Consider the following 15,788-nt stretch of genomic DNA (forward strand, 5'->3'; position numbering starts at 1 on the left):
ATGTTCGATATCGGCTGGTCCGAGCTGATGCTGATCGGCATTGTCGCGCTGATTGTCATCGGTCCCAAGGAGCTGCCTACGGTGCTGCGCACCGTGGGACGCACCGTCACGAAGCTGCGCCGCATGGCCGGCGAGTTCCAGGGGCAGTTCCAGGAGGCGCTGCGCGAGGCGGACCTTGCCGACATGCGCAAGGAAATCAGCGACGTCACCGAGACCGCCCGCTCTACCCTCGCGACCTCCGACATGTTCGATCCGCTGCGCTCCATCCGCGAGGAGATTCGCTCCACGGTGGAGGGCGCGAACCCGACCCCGCCGGCGCCCGCGACCCCGGTGGCATTGCCGGACCTGCCCCCACCCGTGGAACTGCCCGACCCCATGGCCGCCATCCGCGCCGAAATCCGCCGCTCGGTGGAGGCCGCCGTGCCCCCCGCGCCGGTTGTGCCGCCTGCCGTAGCCGTTGAGCCGGCTCCCGAGAGCCTGCCCGCCGCGGGCGAGACCAAGAGCGCGTGATGAGCGATCAGGACGAGATCGACGCCTCCAAGGCCCCGCTCATCGAGCACCTGATCGAGCTGCGTTCGCGCCTCATCAAGTCGCTGGTGGCGTTCCTCGTGGCCTTCATCGCCTGCTTCATGCTGGCGAAGCAGATCTACAACATCCTGTTGTGGCCCTATGAATTCGCCTCCGGCTTCGGCACCGGGGTGAAGCTCATCTACACGGCACCTCAGGAGTTTTTGTTCACCCAGATCAAGCTCGGCATGTTCGGCGCCGCCTTCATCTCCTTCCCGGTGGTGGCGACGCAGGTCTACATGTTCGTGGCGCCTGGGCTCTACAAGCACGAGAAGGCGGCGTTCCGGCCCTATCTCGTCGCCACGCCCATCTGCTTCCTTATTGGCGCAGCCTTCGTCTATTTCGTCGCCATGCCGCTGGCCATGACCTACTTCCTCGGCATGCAGCAGGTGGGTGGCGACGGGAAGGCCGAGATTTCCCTGCTGCCGCGGGTCTCCGAATACCTTTCGCTGATCACGACGCTGATTCTGGCCTTCGGCATCTGCTTCCAGCTTCCGGTCATCCTCACCCTGCTCGGGCAGATCGGCGTGGTGACGCGGGATATGCTGGTGAAGGCGCGGCGCTATGCCATCGTCGGCGTGTTCGTGCTCGCCGCGGTGCTGACCCCGCCGGATGTCATCAGCCAGCTCTCCCTTGCCCTGCCGACGCTGCTTCTCTACGAGGTGTCCGTCTATCTGGTGGGCGTCGTCGAGAAGCGTCGGCTGATAGCGGAAGCGGCGCGCAACGCAGCCGACGCCGCGACAGCGGACTGACGGCGGGGCCTTCCCGGATTGTTGGAATTCTTGGGCGCGGACGGGTTCTCTCCCCTAAACGCCGTCATGCCCCGGCTTGTCCGGGGCATCCACCGCGCCGCCGGGCGCGGTCGCCGGACGCTGGCGCTGTCGGCCCGACGTGGATGCCCGGCACAAGGCCGGGCATGACGGTGGTGAGGGGGCCGTCCCGCCTTCATGAGGCGGAGCTTGCCATGCACGACATCAAATGGATCCGCGAGGAACCGGCCGGCCTCATCGACGCGCTGGCGCGCCGTGGCAACAATTCCCCTGAGGCCAAGGCGGCAGCGGAAGCCCTCGTCGCCAAGCTCCTCGACCTCGACACCCGGCGCCGCGAGACGCTGACCAAGCTGGAAACCCTGCTCGCCCGCCGCAACGCCGCCTCCAAGGAGATCGGGCAGGCGAAGGCGAAGAAGGACGAGGCCACAGCTTCGGCCCTCATGGCCGAGGTGGCCAAGCTGAAGGAAGACGTGCCGGCGCTGGAGGCGGAAGCCAAAAGCATCGAGGCGGAGCTGAACGGCGAACTCGCCGCCATCCCCAACGCCCCCCTCGCCGAGGTGCCGCAGGGCGCCGACGAGCACGACAACGTGGAGAGGAGCAGCTTCGGTACGCCCCGCACCTACAGCTTCCCCCCGAAGCAGCATTTCGAGGTGGGCGAAGGCCTCGGCCAGATGGATTTCGAAACCGCCGCCAAACTCTCCGGCGCGCGCTTCGTGGTGAACAAGGGTCCGCTGGCGCGGCTTGAGCGGGCGCTAGGGCAGTTCTTCCTCGATGTGCATACGGGGGAGCATGGGTACATGGAGGTCAACCCGCCGTTGATGGTGCGGGATGAAGCGATGTTTGGCACGGCGCAATTGCCGAAATTTAAAGATGATCAGTTCCGCGCGACGAACGAAGCTGAACTAGCAGAGCTTCGCACTGCACTGTGGCCGGCGGATGTTGAGACCTGGACTGCAGAAACTCATTGGAATTACGCAGATCTCGGTGAGCCACCAACCAATCCTGCAGAACGCTCTGCGGCATTTTGGAAGTATGTCGCATTCAAGCTGAAGCCGGATTTCGACAATGCCTCCATTGAATACAATTCTCGCTGGCTCATCCCCACCGCTGAAGTCCCGCTGACCAACCTCGTGCGCGAGTCCATCCTCTCCGAGGAAGAGCTGCCCATGCGCCTCACCGCCTGCACGCCCTGCTTCCGGGCCGAGGCCGGCGCGGCGGGGCGGGATACAAGGGGGATGATCCGTCAGCACCAGTTCACCAAGGTGGAGCTGGTCTCCATCACCACGCCGGAGAAGTCCGCCGAGGAGCACGAGCGCATGCTCGCCTGCGCCGAGGCGGTGCTGAAGAAGCTGGACCTCGCCTATCGCGTGGTTACGCTTTGCACCGGCGACATGGGCTTCGCCTCGCAGAAGACCTACGACATCGAGGTCTGGCTGCCGGGGCAGAACGCCTATCGCGAAATCTCCTCCTGCTCCGTCTGCGGCGATTTCCAGGCCCGGCGCATGAATGCCCGCTACCGCCCGGCGGAGGGGAAAGGCCCGCGCTACGTCCATACGCTCAACGGCTCGGGTGTGGCGGTCGGCCGCGCCCTTGTCGCGGTGCTGGAGACGTACCAGCAGGAGAACGGCTCCGTGGCCGTGCCGGACGCGCTGCTGCCCTATATGGGCGGGCTGCAGATGATCGAGAAGCTGAAGTAGGGGCAGGGGCCTTCAGGGCCGTCTCCGCCCCATGACGTTGTCATGCCCCGGCTTGTCCGGGGCATCCACCCCGCCGCCGGAGCGATCTCGGCATATCGGCTCCCGGCCTAACCGTGGATCCCCCGGACGAGCCGGGGGATGACGGCCCGGGAACGGCGAGAGCCGACAGTGCCGGCCAAAGGAACACGCCATGCGCATTCTGGTCACCAATGACGACGGCATCCACGCGCCGGGCCTCGACAGCTGCGCGGCCATCGCGCGCACCTTCACGGACGACGTGTGGGTGGTGGCGCCGGAGTTCGACCAGTCGGGCGTCGCCCATTCGCTCTCCCTCTCCGATCCGCTGCGGCTGCGGCAGGTGGAGGAGCGGCGCTATGCGGTGAAGGGCACGCCCACCGATTGCGTCATCATGGCGGTGCGGCATCTTCTCATCGACAATCCCCCCGACCTCGTGCTCTCCGGCGTCAATCGCGGCCAGAACATCGCCGAGGACGTGAGCTATTCCGGTACCGTCGCCGGCGCCATCGAGGGGACGATCCTCGGCATTCCCTCCATCGCGCTGTCTCAGGCCTTCGGGATGCGCACGCGGGAAAATCCGAATTTCGTCACCGCCGAGACCCACGCGCCGCGCATCATCCAGATGCTGCTGGACGAGGGCATTCCCCCCGGCATCGTCATGAACGTGAACTTCCCGGACCGCGCGCCGGAGGAGATCACCGGCATCGCCGCCACCGCCCAGGGCAAGCGCGACCAGCGCCTGATGCGCATCGACGAGCGCCGCGATGGCCGCAACAACCCCTATTACTGGATCGCCTTCGAGCGCCGCATCTACGAGACCTCCCCCGGCACGGACCTGCGCGCGCTGGACGAAGGTCGCATCTCGGTCACGCCGCTGCGCCTCGACCAGACCGACGAGCCCTGGATGACCCGCCTCGCGCTGCTGTTCGACGGGAAGTAGGGGGCGGGGAGGCGGCAGCCCGCCCTGCCTTTTCAACAGCTGCGTGAACCAAGAGGCCCCGCGTTTGCATTCGACGGGGCGGCAGCTATAGTCCCGCCGCTTCGCCGGACCCCGGCGGAATGCGGATTCCCTTCACAGACGAACGAGGATCGAGATGTTCATCACGCCCGCTTTCGCCCAAGGCGCCACGGGAGCCGGCGGCGGGGCTGACATGCTCATTCAGCTCGCCCCGTTCCTGCTGATCTTCGTGGTCATGTACTTCCTGATCCTGCGGCCGCAGCAGAAGCGGGCCAAGGTGCATCAGGAGATGGTCAACTCCCTGCGCCGCGGCGACGTGGTCGTCACCGGCGGTGGTCTGGTCGGCAAGGTGACCAAGGTGATCGAGGGCGGCGAGGAGGTCGAGCTGCAGATCGCGGACAACGTCCGCATCCGGCAGATGCGCTCGCAGATCGTCACCGTCCGCGCCAAGGGCGAACCGGCCAAGGACGAGGCCTCGGCCGGTTGATCCGGCCGCCTCACGCTTTCTGAAAGACCGCGCGCGACATGCTGCACTTCTCCCGTCTCAAGACCGCGGCGATCCTCATCACCATCGCCATCGGGTTCCTGTTCGCGCTGCCCAACGTGCTCTCCCCGGGCATGCTCGACCGCCTGCCGTCGTGGCTGGCGTCGAGCCGGGTCACGCTGGGCCTCGACCTGCAGGGCGGCTCGCACATCCTCCTCGAGGTGGACGGGCCGGCGCTCCGCAAGGAACGCACCGAGCAGTTGCGCGACGAAGTGCGCCGCGTGCTGCGGGACCAGAAGATCGGCTATTCGAACCTCGCGCTGCGCGACACCAGCGTGACGCTCCGCCTGCGTGACCCCAACGACACGCAGAAGGCCGTCACCGAGCTGAAGAAGCTCGCCGCGCCCGTGACCAACGCGCTGTTCGGCAATTCTTCCGGCGAGATGGACATGACCGTCTCGTCCGGCGCCGATGGCGTCGTAACGCTGCAACTGACCGACGCCGGCCTCTCCGCCAAGATGCGCTCGGCGGTGGAGCAGTCCATCGAGATCATCCGCCGCCGTATCGACCAGCTCGGCACGGTGGAGCCCAACATCCAGCGCCAGGGCCTCGACCGCATCCTGGTGCAGGTGCCCGGCCTGCAGGACCCCCAGCGCCTGAAGAACCTGCTCGGCCAGACCGCCAAGCTGTCCTTCCGCATGGTGGACCAGTCCATGTCGCCGCAGCAGGCGCTGGAAGGCCGCGCGCCGCCGGAATCGGAAGTGCTGAAGGGCCAGGACGGCCAGCCCTATCTGGTGGAAAAGCAGGTCCGCGTCTCCGGCGAGGATCTGGTGGATGCCCAGCCGGGCTTCGACCAGAACTCGCGCGAGCCCATCGTCTCCTTCCGCTTCAACAACAATGGCGCCAAGCGCTTCGCCACCGTCTCGCAGGAAGCGGTCGGCCGGCCGTTCGCCATCGTGCTCGACAATCAGGTGATCTCCGCCCCGGTGATCCGCGAGCCGATTCTCGGCGGCGCTGGCCAGATTTCCGGCGCGTTCACCGTGCAGCAGGCCAACGATCTCGCCATCCTGCTGCGCGCCGGCGCCCTGCCGGCCCCGCTGAAGGTGGTGGAGGAGCGCACGGTCGGCCCGAGCCTCGGCGCCGACTCGATCCACGCGGGCAAGACCGCGGCCTATGTGGCCGGCGGCCTGGTCACCGTGTTCATGCTCGCCGTGTACGGTCTGTTCGGCCTGTTCGCGCTCATCGCTCTGGCCGTGCACATCATCCTGATGTTCTCGCTCCAGTCGGTGCTCGGCGCCACGCTGACCCTTCCGGGCATCGCCGGCGTCGTGCTCACCATCGGCATGGCGGTGGACTCCAACGTCGTCATCTTCGAGCGCATGCGCGACGAGGCGCGGGAAGGCCGGTCGGCCATCTCGGCCATCGACAAGGGCTTCGTGAACGCGCTGGGCACCATCCTCGACGCCAACATCACCTCGCTCGCCACGGCGGTCATCCTGTTCCTCATGGGCGGGTCGGGTCCGGTGCGCGGCTTTGCCGTCACCTACATCCTCGGCCTTCTGACCACCATGTTCACCGCCTACACCCTGACGCGGCTCATGATCGCCTATTGGGTGAAGTGGCGGCGGCCGGCGAAGCTGCCCATCTGAAGGTGCGCCGCACATGCCATTGATCGATTACATCCCGGCGCAGACCAACATCCACTTCATGCGCCTGCGGCACTGGACGTTCCCGTTCTCCGCGGCGCTGTCCATCGTTGCGTGCCTGTTGTTCGCCATCCACGGCTTCAACCTCGGCATCGACTTCAAGGGCGGCACGCTCATCGAGGCGCAGACCAGCCAGCAGCAGGCCGACATCGGCGCGCTGCGCGAGCACCTGACCGACCTCGACGTGGGCGACGTGCAGATCCAGGAGTTCGGCTCGCCGCGGGACGTGCTGATCCGCATCGGCGCCTTCGGCACCACGGACGAGGCCCAGCAGGCCATCCTCGCCAAGGTGAACGGCGTGCTCGGCACCGATTACACGGTCCGGCGCGTCGAGACGGTCGGCCCGAGCGTGTCCGGCGAGCTGGTGCGTCAGTCCATCCTCGCGCTGGTGCTCGGCGCGGTAGCGGTGCTCGCCTATCTGTGGTTCCGCTTCGAGTGGCAGTTCGCCGTCGGCGCCATCGTGACGACGCTGCACGATATCTTCGTCACGCTGATGATCTATTCGGCGTTCGGCGTGGATTTCGACCTCACGTCCATTGCCGCTATCCTCACCATCATGGGCTATTCGCTCAACGACACGGTGGTGGTGTACGACCGCATCCGCGAGATGCTGCGCCGCTACAAGAAGCTGCCGCTGCCCGAGCTGCTCGACATCGCGGTGAACGCGACCTTCTCGCGAACCATCATCGTCTCCACCACCACCTTCTTCGCCACCCTCGCGCTCTATTTCTTCGGCGGCGAGGTGCTGCGCGGCTTCTCGCTGGCGATGACGGTGGGTGTGGTGATCGGCACCTATTCCACCATCTTCGTCGCCGCCCCGATCCTCATCCATCTCGGCCTGCGTGCCTCCACGGTCAGCCTCCCCACCAAGGACGCGGCGGATCCGGAAGTGAAGGAGCTGGACGAGCTGGTGAAGCTGGAGGCGAAGGACGCCGCTGCCGGAGTCCCGCCCGAGGCCGCGCCTGCGACCGGTGTGTCGTCCAAGAGCGGCAAGGGCAAGAACGGAAAGCCCAACGGCAAGGCCGGTCCCGCGCGTCCGGCCAAGGCCTGAGGCGCGGACGTGGCCGCCCCGGACGGCGCGCCCTTCCTGCCGCGGCAGGTCGCCATCGACGGTTATGGCGACACCTTCTTCCACTTCGCCGGCATGTCCCATGCCGGCTCCATCCTCGCGCTGCCGTCCGGCATCCGCGGCTGGGCGCCGGTGCGCGTGGCCGAGATCGATGCCGCTTCGCTCGCGCCCGTGGTGGTGGATGCCGGGGCCGTCGAGCTGCTCCTCATCGGCACGGGCAAGGACCCGGCGCACCTCAAGGAGCCGCTCAAGCAGATCCTGCGCGAGGCCGGCATCCGGTTCGAGCTGATGCCCACGCCCTCCGCCGCCGCCACCTACAACGTGCTCCTCGCCGAGGGCCGGCGGGTCGGTGCGGCGCTGATCGCGGTCTGAGCCATGGAAAACCCGGCGCTCGACGACAAGGCGCTCGACGAAGCCTATGCCTATTGCGCCACACAGGTGCAGGCGCAGGATCGCGACCGCTTCCTCGCCGCCTTGTTCGCCCCGCAGGACAAGCGCAAGCACCTGCTCGCCCTCTACGCCTACAATCTGGATGTCGCCCGGGTGCGTGAGGTGGTGCGCGAGGCGCTGCCCGGCGAGGTGCGACTCGCCTGGTGGCGGGAGGTGATCGAGGGGGAGGGCAGGGGCGATGTGGCCGGGCATCCCATTGCCGCCGCGCTCATCGACACCATCGCGCGCTTCCGCCTGCCGCGCCAAAGCCTGATCGCCATGGCCGATGCGCGGGTCTTCGACCTGTATGATGATCCCATGCCCACTGTCGGCGATCTCGAAGGCTATGCCGGCGAGACCGCCTCGGCGCTGCTCCAGCTCTCGGCCTTGATTCTGCTGCCGGACGTGGGTCGCTCCGGCGACCTTGCGGGGCACGGCGGCGTCGCCATCGCCATGACTGGCCTGATGCGCGCTTTCCCCATCCATGCCGCGCGCGGGCAATGCTACATCCCGCTGGATGTCCTCGCCCGCCATGGCGTGGGTCGGGAGGAGGCGGTGTCGGGCTCGGTCACGCCGGGCCTGCTGGCGGCGCTGGCGGACTTGCGGGAGACGGCGGCCCGCCATTTGTGGGAAGCCCGCGAGGCGGCCGGGCAGACCTATGCCGCCACCTCCATCGCCGCACCTTTCCTGCCGCTGGCGCTGGTGGCCGGTGATCTCAAGGCGTTGGCCAGGGTGCGCGACCCGTTCCGCCAGCCCGCCGGCCTCTCCCCCTTCCGCCGTCAGTTCGCCATGTGGTGGGCCGCCCAGCAGGCCGTGCGCGGACGCATCTGGTTCTGAGGCTTGCGCTGTCATGCCCCGGTTCATCCGGGGCATCCACGCCGCCGACCTTCAGCCTTCCCACAACGGCAGGTCGCCCCGCGCCCAGCCTTCCTTCGTCTCGGCCACATAGTTCCCATACCGGCCCGCTGCGATGGCGGCGCGGGCGCCGGCCATGAGCTGCTGGTAGTAGTGGATGTTGGCCCAGGAGATCAGCATGGCCCCCAGCATCTCCTCGCAGCGCACGAGGTGGTGGAGATAGGCGCGGGAATAATCGCGCAAGGCCGGGCAGTCGCTCTCCTCGTCCAGCGGACGCGGGTCTTCCGCGTGGCGGGCGTTCTTCAGATTGATGCGGCCGAAGCGGGTGAAGGCCAGCGCATGCCGGCCGGAGCGCGTGGGCATCACGCAGTCGAACATGTCGATGCCGCGCGCGACGCTCTCCAGCAGATCGTCCGGCGTGCCGACGCCCATGAGGTAGCGGGGCTTGGTCGTCGGCAGGTGCGGCGCCACCGTCTCGATCATGGCGAGCATGACCTCCTGCGGCTCGCCCACCGCAAGGCCACCGATGGAATAGCCGGGGAAGTCCATGTCCGCGAGGGCGCGGGCCGACTCGACCCGCAGCGCCGGCACGGCGCCGCCCTGCACGATACCGAAGAGCGCGCGGCCCTTGGGCTGCGTCTCGAACGCGCGCTTGGAACGCTCCGCCCAGCGGAGCGACAGGCGCATGGCGCGCTCGGCCTCCTCGTCGGTGCAGGGCAAGCGCACGCACTCGTCGAGCTGCATCTGGATGTCGGCGCCGAGCAGGCCCTGGATCTCCACCGAGCGTTCCGGGCTCATCTCGTGATAGGCGCCGTCCACATGGGAGCGGAAGGTGACGCCCTGTTCGCTCATCTTGCGCAGGCTCGACAGGCTCATCACCTGGAAGCCGCCGGAATCGGTGAGGATCGGCCCGTCCCAGCGCATGAACTTGTGCAGGCCGCCGAGCTTCGCCACCCGCTCGGCGCCGGGGCGCAGCATGAGGTGATAGGTGTTGCCGAGCACGATATCCGCGCCCGCCGCCTTCACCTGGTCGAAATAGAGCCCCTTCACCGTCGCGGCCGTGCCCACTGGCATGAAAGCCGGTGTGCGGATGCGCCCGCGCGGGGTGGAGACGAAGCCGGTGCGGGCGGCGCCGTCGGTGGCGGAGAGGGTGAAGGAAAAGGTGTCGGCAGGCGTTTCGGACGTCATGCGCCGCCTTGTGGCAGAAGCAGGCACGCATCGCCATAGGAATAGAAGCGGTAATTTTCCGCAATCGCATGGGCATAGGCGCGCTTCTGCGCCTCATGGCCGATGAAGGCCGCCACCAGCATCACCAGCGTCGAGCGCGGCAAGTGGAAGTTGGTGAGCATTCCGTCCACCGCGCGGAAACGGTAGCCGGGGGTGATGAAGATGTCCGTCTCCCCCACGAAGGGCCGAATGGCGCCGTCCTCTCCCGCCGCGCTCTCGATCAGCCGGGTGGAGGTGGAGCCGATGGTGAAGATGCGCCCGCCTTTGGCCTTCACCGCATTGAGGGCGTCGGCCGTCTCGCGCGTCACTTCTCCCCACTCGGCGTGCATGGTGTGGCCGGAGGTGTCATCGGCCTTCACCGGTAGGAAGGTGCCGGCGCCCACATGCAGCGTCACCTTGTGCAGCGCCGCGCCGGCGGTGGCCATGCGGGTGATAAGGTCCGGCGTGAAATGCAGGCTCGCGGTCGGCGCCGCCACCGAGCCGGCGACACGGGCGAACAGGGTCTGGTAGTCGTCCTTGTCCCGCGCATCCTCGTGGCGGCGGGCGGCGATATAGGGCGGGATGGGCATGTGCCCCACGGCCGCTACCGCCTCGTCCAGCACGTCTCCGGCGAAATCGAAGGCGAGGACGATGGAGCCGTCGTCCTCCTTGGCCGCAACGGTCGCATCGAGCGTGCCCAGCAGGCAGGCGCCGCCCTCGCCGCCGAAGCGGATGCGGTCGCCGACCCGCAGGCGCTTGCCCGGCTTGGCGAAGGCGCGCCAGCGGTCCGGCGCGAGACGCTTGATGAGGTTCGCCTCCAACGCCACGTCCGAGCCGCCCTCGCGCGAGCGCACGCCCTCCAGCGCGGCGGGGATGACGCGGGTGTCGTTCACCACCACCGTATCGCCGGGCCGCAGGAAGTCCGGCAGGTCGCGCACGATGCGGTCCTCCAGCTCCGGCGTGGCGCCGGGGCGGACGACGAGCATCCGCGCCGTGTCGCGCGGCTCGGCGGGGCGCAGGGCGATGCGCTCCTCGGGGAGGTGGAAATCGAAGGCGTCGACACGCATGGAGGGGGAAGGTCTCAGAAGATGGCGATGGCGCCCTGGTAGATGGCCCAACTCATCAGCGCTGTCACCATCAGCCCGAGGATCGTCGCGCCGAAGCCGGCGAGGATGACGAGGCCGTCCCGCTCCACGAGGCCGAGGCCGAAGATGCAGACGGCAAATCCCGGCGGCAGATTGCCGAGGAAGGGGATGGGCAGCAGCAGGATGAAGCCCAGCACCACCACCGTCGCGCCCACGATCCGCCGGGCCGTGGGGCCGGCGAACTCTTCGAAGCGGGGGCGGGAGACGCGCTCGAACCGCTCGATCCACGGCCGGGAGCGGGTGACGATCGATTCCAGCATGGCGCGGGAGAAGGTGCGGCGGGCAATCCACGCCGGCAGCCACAATTCCTGCCGGCCCAGCATCATCTGCAGGCCGATGAGGCCCAGGATGATGCCGCACACCACGGGGATGCCCGGCGGCATGGGGATGCAGTTGGGTATGCCGAAGATGAGGAAGAGAATGCCGAAGGCGCGATTGCGCAGCGCGTTCACCAGATCGCCGATGGCGACCTGATCCGCCTCCTGCGCGGCGAGCACGGCGGCCAGGAGTTCGGATGTTCGTGGCGTGCGGTGATCCAAGGCGCCCTCATGGAATGGACGCTTCAGCTACAACCGGAAAACGGCAGCGGGAGGGCACTGGGGCGCAAAAATTCCGCTGGGTCAGGCCTGCGCTGTTCCCATCACGCCGCACATGGAATTGAGCGGACATGCACGCCCCACCCCCGCGGGGACGTGCATGTCCTCACCGCCCGATCGAAACCATAAAGACCGTTGACTGATACGGAAAGTCCCTGACGCAGGGAGATTGCTCCACATCAGTTCAAAAGGAACATTCCGTCCACGGACCGCAACTCGGCGGGCTTGATGAGGCCGGAATGGGCGACGCGCACGGAATGGAGCGGCCCCTCGATCTCGCGTCGCCAGAATTCCAGGAACTTGTTCAGCTCCGGAAAGCGCGGGCACAGGTCGTAGTCCTGCCAGAGGAAGGTCTGGAGCAGGCCGGGGTGGTCGGGCATGCGATAGAGGATCTCGGCCGTGGCGAGGCCGTAGCCTTCCATCTGCAGGACGAAGTCACGCGACACCTTGGCAGCCATGGGTCACACCTCCAATCCGCGGCCCCGCCGCCAACAGGGCTGGGGAAGACGGGACCGGACACTTCATTGTCGGCTACGCACTTTGCCGTGGCCAAGGCTAAAGATTGGTTTCCGTCTGCAAAAACAATGCTCTAGCAGCCTTCGATCCGGACTGCTGACAGCGCCGGGCCGCGCCCGGGCTCGCGCTGTGCGTAGCCGGCGAGCCGCCCGGCTTCCGCTCAAACTGAAGGGAGACGGGCTGCTGGCACTCAGTTCCCTTGAGTGCTAAATTTTTTGAGCCGACCCCTTGCGGCTCCAATTTGCCGCCCTTAGATCGCGGTCGGGCCGGGTTGAGGGGTTCCCGGCGCCTTCAAAACAGGCAACCCCGATGGACAACATCGAACCGGAGGTCTCCCTATGGGTTTCCGTCCCCTGCACGACCGCGTGGTCGTCAAGCGCATCGAGGCCGAGCAGAAGTCGGCCGGCGGCATCATTATCCCCGACACCGCCAAGGAGAAGCCGCAGCAGGGCGAAGTCGTCGCGGTCGGTCCCGGCGCCCGTAACGAGAAGGGCGAACTGGTGGCGCTCGACGTCAAGGCTGGCGACATCGTGCTGTTCGGCAAGTGGTCCGGCACCGAAGTGAAGATCGACGGCCAGGATCTCCTCATCATGAAGGAGAGCGACATCCTCGGCGTCATCGAGAACGCGGCCGGCGTCAAGAAAGCGGCCTGAACTCAGGCGGCCTGATTTTCAGTCGCAGGGCCGAGGCAGCCCCAGGCGCCCGGTCCCGCGGCATTCGCCATTCCGTTTAATCGTCCCAATCTGAAGGAGCACGCCACATGGCTGCCAAGGACGTGAAATTCTCCGTAGACGCGCGCGACAAGGTTCTGCGCGGCGTCGACATCCTCGCCAACGCCGTGAAGGTCACGCTCGGCCCCAAGGGCCGCAACGTGGTCATCGAGAAGAGCTTCGGCGCCCCCCGCATCACCAAGGACGGTGTGTCGGTGGCCAAGGAGATCGAGCTGGAAGACAAGTTCGAGAACCTCGGCGCCCAGCTCGTGCGTGAGGTCGCCTCCAAGACCAACGACCTCGCCGGCGACGGCACCACCACCGCCACCGTGCTGGCCCAGGCCATCGTGAAGGAAGGCGCCAAGGCGGTTGCCGCCGGCATGAACCCGATGGACCTGAAGCGCGGCATCGACGTCGCGGTGGACGCCATCGTGAAGGACCTCGCCGCCAACTCGCGCAAGGTGACCTCCAACGACGAGATCGCCCAGGTCGGCACCATCTCCGCCAACGGCGACGCCGAGGTCGGCAAGTTCCTCGCCGAGGCGATGAAGAAGGTCGGCAACGAGGGTGTCATCACCGTCGAGGAAGCCAAGACCGCCGAGACCGAGCTGGATGTCGTGGAAGGCATGCAGTTCGACCGTGGCTATCTCTCTCCGTACTTCATCACCAATGCGGAGAAGATGCGCGTTGAGTTCGAGGAGCCCTACATCCTCATCAACGAGAAGAAGCTCGCCGGCCTGCAGGAGCTGCTGCCCGTGCTCGAGGCGGTGGTGCAGTCGGCCCGTCCGCTGCTGATCATCGCCGAGGACGTGGAAGGCGAGGCTCTCGCCACCCTCGTGGTGAACAAGCTGCGCGGCGGCCTGAAGGTGGCTGCGGTCAAGGCTCCGGGCTTCGGCGATCGCCGCAAGGCCATGCTGCAGGACATCGCGATCCTGACCGGCGGCACCGTGATCTCCGAGGAAGTCGGCATCAAGCTCGACAGCGTGAACCTCTCCATGCTCGGCCGCGCCAAGAAGGTGGTGATCGAGAAGGAGAACACCACGATCGTCGACGGCGCCGGCGAGAAGGCCGACATTGAGGCGCGCATCGCCCAGATCCGCGCGCAGATCGAGACCACCACCTCCGACTATGACCGCGAGAAGGCCCAGGAGCGCCTCGCCAAGCTCGCCGGCGGCGTTGCCGTGGTGCGCGTGGGCGGCTCGACCGAGGTCGAGGTCAAGGAGAAGAAGGATCGCGTTGACGACGCCCTGCACGCCACCCGCGCTGCGGTGGAAGAAGGCATCGTCCCCGGCGGCGGCGTGGCCCTGCTGCGCTCCATCAAGGTGCTCGACGGCCTCAAGGTCGACAATGCCGACCAGAAGACCGGCATCGAGATCGTCCGCCGCGCCATCCAGGCTCCGGCGCGCCAGATCGTGCAGAATGCCGGCGACGACGGCTCCGTCGTGGTGGGCAAGATCCTCGAGTCCAACGACTACACCTTCGGCTACAACGCCCAGACCGGCGAATATGTGGACATGGTGAAGGCGGGCATCATCGACCCCACCAAGGTCGTGCGCACCGCCCTGCAGGATGCTGCCTCCGTGTCCGGCCTGCTCATCACCACCGAGGCCCTCATCGCCGAGCTGCCGAAGAAGAACGCTCCCGCGGCCCCGGCCATGCCGGGCGGCGGCATGGACTTCTGAGGTAGAGCGGACCTCTGACGTCGCCCGTGATTTTGGGCGGTTATTTCAACGGAACGGCCGGGCATTTTGCCCGGCCGTTCTCGTTTTGGGGCTGGTGAAGTGCATTCCCCAGCGTCATGAATTTCCCCTGCGCCAGATTGAAATAACTCTATATCACAGGGCTTTGCCGACAATGTTGGGGGGCACGGGTTAGCTTCTGCAGCGAATGGGAGTATAAGGTTGCGAGCCAGCTATTCCCGGCGGAGGGATCGCCAGCCTGTCCGTTTTGATTATTGGTGATGCGCGATGCCTGTTCGCTTGATCTCGCGCACGTCTGCCGGGCGTGCTGTTTTCCGTGCTTCTTCGCTGACGCCCAGGGGCGCGGCTGTGCTTTCGTTGGGCCTGTTGCTGGCCGTGACCTCAGGGCCTGCCGCCGTTCTGGCGCAGCCGGCTCCTCCCGCCGAGACGCACCAGCACGCGGCGCCTGCTGCCGCGGTGGCGCCCACCCCGGCTGCAATTCCGTCCACGACCGCTTCCTCCACGGCCGCCCCCTCGACGACCGCGCCTTCCGAGGCGGCCCCTTCCGCCGCCGCTCCTTCTGCCGCCGCTCCAGCCGAGTTTGCGCCCGCTCCGTGGGCACCCAAGCCGGTTGAGCCTGCCCCCTCCGTGCCGGCGCCCGAGAGCGTCGCCGACGCACGTCTGCCCCATGACCTGTCCCCCTGGGGCATGTTCATGGCCGCCGATATGGTTGTGAAGGCGGTGATGCTGGGCCTCGCCTTCGCCTCCGTCCTCACCTGGAGCGTGTGGTTCGCGAAATCCCTCGAGCTGCTGTTCGCCCGCCGTGCCGTCTCCCGCACGCTGAAGGCGCTGCGCGGGGCCGTCACCCTGTCCGATGCCGCGGCCGAAATGCCCAAGGCTAACAGCCCGGCCACCGCCACCGTGCGCGCCGCGCTCGCCGAGTGGCACGCCTCTGCCGGCCTGCCGGTGGACGGCATCAAGGAGCGCGTCGCCGTCGCCCTCTCGCGCATCGAGGCCAAGGCCGGCCGGCGCATGACGGCGGGCACCGGCGTGCTCGCGACCATCGGCGCCACGGCGCCCTTCGTCGGCCTGTTCGGTACGGTATGGGGCATCATGAATGCCTTCATCGGCATCTCGAAGGCCCAGACCACCAATCTCGCGGTGGTCGCTCCCGGCATCGCCGAAGCGTTGCTCGCCACCGCCATCGGCCTGGTGGCGGCCATCCCGGCGGTGGTGATCTACAACGTGTTCGCCCGCGCCATCGCCGCCTACAAGGCGAACCTCGCCGACACGTCCGCCGAGGTGATGCGCCATCTCTCCCGCGACCTCGACCGCGCCGCGGCCGAGGTGGAGGCCCCGCGCCTGCGCACCGCCGCGGAGTGA

General features: G+C 67.3%; 16 protein-coding genes. 12 read left to right on the plus strand and 4 right to left on the minus strand.

Features of this window, described 5'->3' with window-relative positions; all coding sequences use genetic code 11:
- The 9 genes from tatB (at nt 1) to A37E_RS0120430 (ending at nt 8,535) form a co-directional block, all read left to right on the plus strand.
- Nucleotides 1–510 (plus strand): Sec-independent protein translocase protein TatB, encoded by a 510-nt coding sequence (gene tatB / locus A37E_RS0120390; protein WP_051679219.1) that lies wholly within the window; start codon nt 1–3, stop codon nt 508–510.
- On the plus strand, nt 510–1,319 hold the full coding sequence (tatC, locus tag A37E_RS0120395; RefSeq protein ID WP_029558313.1) for a twin-arginine translocase subunit TatC: 810 nt from the start codon (nt 510–512) through the stop codon (nt 1,317–1,319). The genes tatB and tatC overlap by 1 nt, the downstream gene beginning before the upstream one ends.
- A gap of 212 nt (nt 1,320–1,531) precedes the next feature.
- Complete coding sequence (gene serS, locus A37E_RS0120400; RefSeq protein ID WP_029558314.1) at nt 1,532–3,034, plus strand: serine--tRNA ligase; 1,503 nt, start codon at nt 1,532–1,534, stop codon at nt 3,032–3,034.
- A gap of 190 nt (nt 3,035–3,224) precedes the next feature.
- The gene (gene surE, locus A37E_RS0120405; RefSeq protein WP_029558315.1) at nt 3,225–3,992 is read left to right on the plus strand and encodes a 5'/3'-nucleotidase SurE; all 768 of its coding nucleotides are present in this window, start codon (nt 3,225–3,227) and stop codon (nt 3,990–3,992) included.
- Nucleotides 3,993–4,146: 154 nt separating this feature from the next.
- Complete coding sequence (gene yajC / locus A37E_RS0120410) at nt 4,147–4,497, plus strand: preprotein translocase subunit YajC (RefSeq protein WP_024279263.1); 351 nt, start codon at nt 4,147–4,149, stop codon at nt 4,495–4,497.
- Nucleotides 4,498–4,535: 38 nt separating this feature from the next.
- The gene (secD, locus tag A37E_RS0120415; RefSeq protein WP_029558316.1) at nt 4,536–6,143 is read left to right on the plus strand and encodes a protein translocase subunit SecD; all 1,608 of its coding nucleotides are present in this window, start codon (nt 4,536–4,538) and stop codon (nt 6,141–6,143) included.
- A gap of 13 nt (nt 6,144–6,156) precedes the next feature.
- A complete protein-coding gene (gene secF / locus A37E_RS0120420) occupies nt 6,157–7,251 on the plus strand; it encodes a protein translocase subunit SecF (protein ID WP_029558317.1) in 1,095 nt (364 codons plus the stop codon).
- Between the two features lie 9 nt (nt 7,252–7,260).
- A complete protein-coding gene (locus tag A37E_RS0120425) occupies nt 7,261–7,641 on the plus strand; it encodes an Mth938-like domain-containing protein (protein ID WP_029558318.1) in 381 nt (126 codons plus the stop codon).
- Nucleotides 7,642–7,644: 3 nt separating this feature from the next.
- Nucleotides 7,645–8,535 (plus strand): phytoene/squalene synthase family protein, encoded by an 891-nt coding sequence (locus A37E_RS0120430; protein WP_029558319.1) that lies wholly within the window; start codon nt 7,645–7,647, stop codon nt 8,533–8,535.
- Between the two features lie 51 nt (nt 8,536–8,586).
- Here the strand turns inward: A37E_RS0120430 and tgt are convergent, their stop codons facing one another.
- The 4 genes from tgt to A37E_RS0120450 all read right to left on the minus strand — a co-directional run bounded on the left by tgt (nt 8,587) and on the right by A37E_RS0120450 (nt 11,958).
- Nucleotides 8,587–9,741, minus strand: coding sequence for a tRNA guanosine(34) transglycosylase Tgt (gene tgt / locus A37E_RS0120435; protein ID WP_029558320.1), 1,155 nt, complete (start codon nt 9,739–9,741; stop codon nt 8,587–8,589).
- Nucleotides 9,738–10,826 (minus strand): tRNA preQ1(34) S-adenosylmethionine ribosyltransferase-isomerase QueA, encoded by a 1,089-nt coding sequence (queA, locus tag A37E_RS0120440; RefSeq protein WP_029558321.1) that lies wholly within the window; start codon nt 10,824–10,826, stop codon nt 9,738–9,740. The genes tgt and queA overlap by 4 nt, the downstream gene beginning before the upstream one ends.
- Before the next feature lie 14 nt (nt 10,827–10,840).
- Complete coding sequence (locus tag A37E_RS0120445; RefSeq protein WP_029558322.1) at nt 10,841–11,443, minus strand: exopolysaccharide biosynthesis protein; 603 nt, start codon at nt 11,441–11,443, stop codon at nt 10,841–10,843.
- Between the two features lie 236 nt (nt 11,444–11,679).
- Nucleotides 11,680–11,958 carry an usg protein gene (locus A37E_RS0120450; protein ID WP_029558323.1) on the minus strand — a complete coding sequence of 93 codons (279 nt, stop codon included), beginning with the start codon at nt 11,956–11,958 and terminating at the stop codon, nt 11,680–11,682.
- A gap of 396 nt (nt 11,959–12,354) precedes the next feature.
- Here A37E_RS0120450 and groES point away from each other — a divergent pair, with 396 nt between their 5' ends.
- From groES to exbB, 3 genes are all read left to right on the plus strand, one after another.
- The gene (gene groES / locus A37E_RS0120455; RefSeq protein ID WP_029558324.1) at nt 12,355–12,669 is read left to right on the plus strand and encodes a co-chaperone GroES; all 315 of its coding nucleotides are present in this window, start codon (nt 12,355–12,357) and stop codon (nt 12,667–12,669) included.
- A 107-nt stretch (nt 12,670–12,776) separates the two neighbouring features.
- On the plus strand, nt 12,777–14,408 hold the full coding sequence (gene groL / locus A37E_RS0120460) for a chaperonin GroEL (protein ID WP_029558325.1): 1,632 nt from the start codon (nt 12,777–12,779) through the stop codon (nt 14,406–14,408).
- Nucleotides 14,409–14,693: 285 nt separating this feature from the next.
- Complete coding sequence (exbB, locus tag A37E_RS0120465) at nt 14,694–15,788, plus strand: tonB-system energizer ExbB (protein WP_029558326.1); 1,095 nt, start codon at nt 14,694–14,696, stop codon at nt 15,786–15,788.

The organism is Xanthobacter sp. 91 (assembly GCF_000702385.1).
In the GTDB taxonomy this organism is placed as follows: domain Bacteria; phylum Pseudomonadota; class Alphaproteobacteria; order Rhizobiales; family Xanthobacteraceae; genus Xanthobacter; species Xanthobacter aminoxidans.

What these genes read in the sequence shown, in the direction of transcription:
- tatB (WP_051679219.1), top strand. Translation starts at nt 1, where the DNA reads ATGTTCGATATCGGCTGGTCCGAGCTGATGCTGATCGGCATTGTCGCG.
- tatC (WP_029558313.1), top strand. Translation starts at nt 510, where the DNA reads ATGAGCGATCAGGACGAGATCGACGCCTCCAAGGCCCCGCTCATCGAG.
- serS (WP_029558314.1), top strand. Translation starts at nt 1,532, where the DNA reads ATGCACGACATCAAATGGATCCGCGAGGAACCGGCCGGCCTCATCGAC.
- surE (WP_029558315.1), top strand. Translation starts at nt 3,225, where the DNA reads ATGCGCATTCTGGTCACCAATGACGACGGCATCCACGCGCCGGGCCTC.
- yajC (WP_024279263.1), top strand. Translation starts at nt 4,147, where the DNA reads ATGTTCATCACGCCCGCTTTCGCCCAAGGCGCCACGGGAGCCGGCGGC.
- secD (WP_029558316.1), top strand. Translation starts at nt 4,536, where the DNA reads ATGCTGCACTTCTCCCGTCTCAAGACCGCGGCGATCCTCATCACCATC.
- secF (WP_029558317.1), top strand. Translation starts at nt 6,157, where the DNA reads ATGCCATTGATCGATTACATCCCGGCGCAGACCAACATCCACTTCATG.
- A37E_RS0120430 (WP_029558319.1), top strand. Translation starts at nt 7,645, where the DNA reads ATGGAAAACCCGGCGCTCGACGACAAGGCGCTCGACGAAGCCTATGCC.
- tgt (WP_029558320.1), bottom strand. Translation starts at nt 9,741, where the DNA reads ATGACGTCCGAAACGCCTGCCGACACCTTTTCCTTCACCCTCTCCGCC.
- queA (WP_029558321.1), bottom strand. Translation starts at nt 10,826, where the DNA reads ATGCGTGTCGACGCCTTCGATTTCCACCTCCCCGAGGAGCGCATCGCC.
- A37E_RS0120450 (WP_029558323.1), bottom strand. Translation starts at nt 11,958, where the DNA reads ATGGCTGCCAAGGTGTCGCGTGACTTCGTCCTGCAGATGGAAGGCTAC.
- groES (WP_029558324.1), top strand. Translation starts at nt 12,355, where the DNA reads ATGGGTTTCCGTCCCCTGCACGACCGCGTGGTCGTCAAGCGCATCGAG.
- groL (WP_029558325.1), top strand. Translation starts at nt 12,777, where the DNA reads ATGGCTGCCAAGGACGTGAAATTCTCCGTAGACGCGCGCGACAAGGTT.
- exbB (WP_029558326.1), top strand. Translation starts at nt 14,694, where the DNA reads ATGCCTGTTCGCTTGATCTCGCGCACGTCTGCCGGGCGTGCTGTTTTC.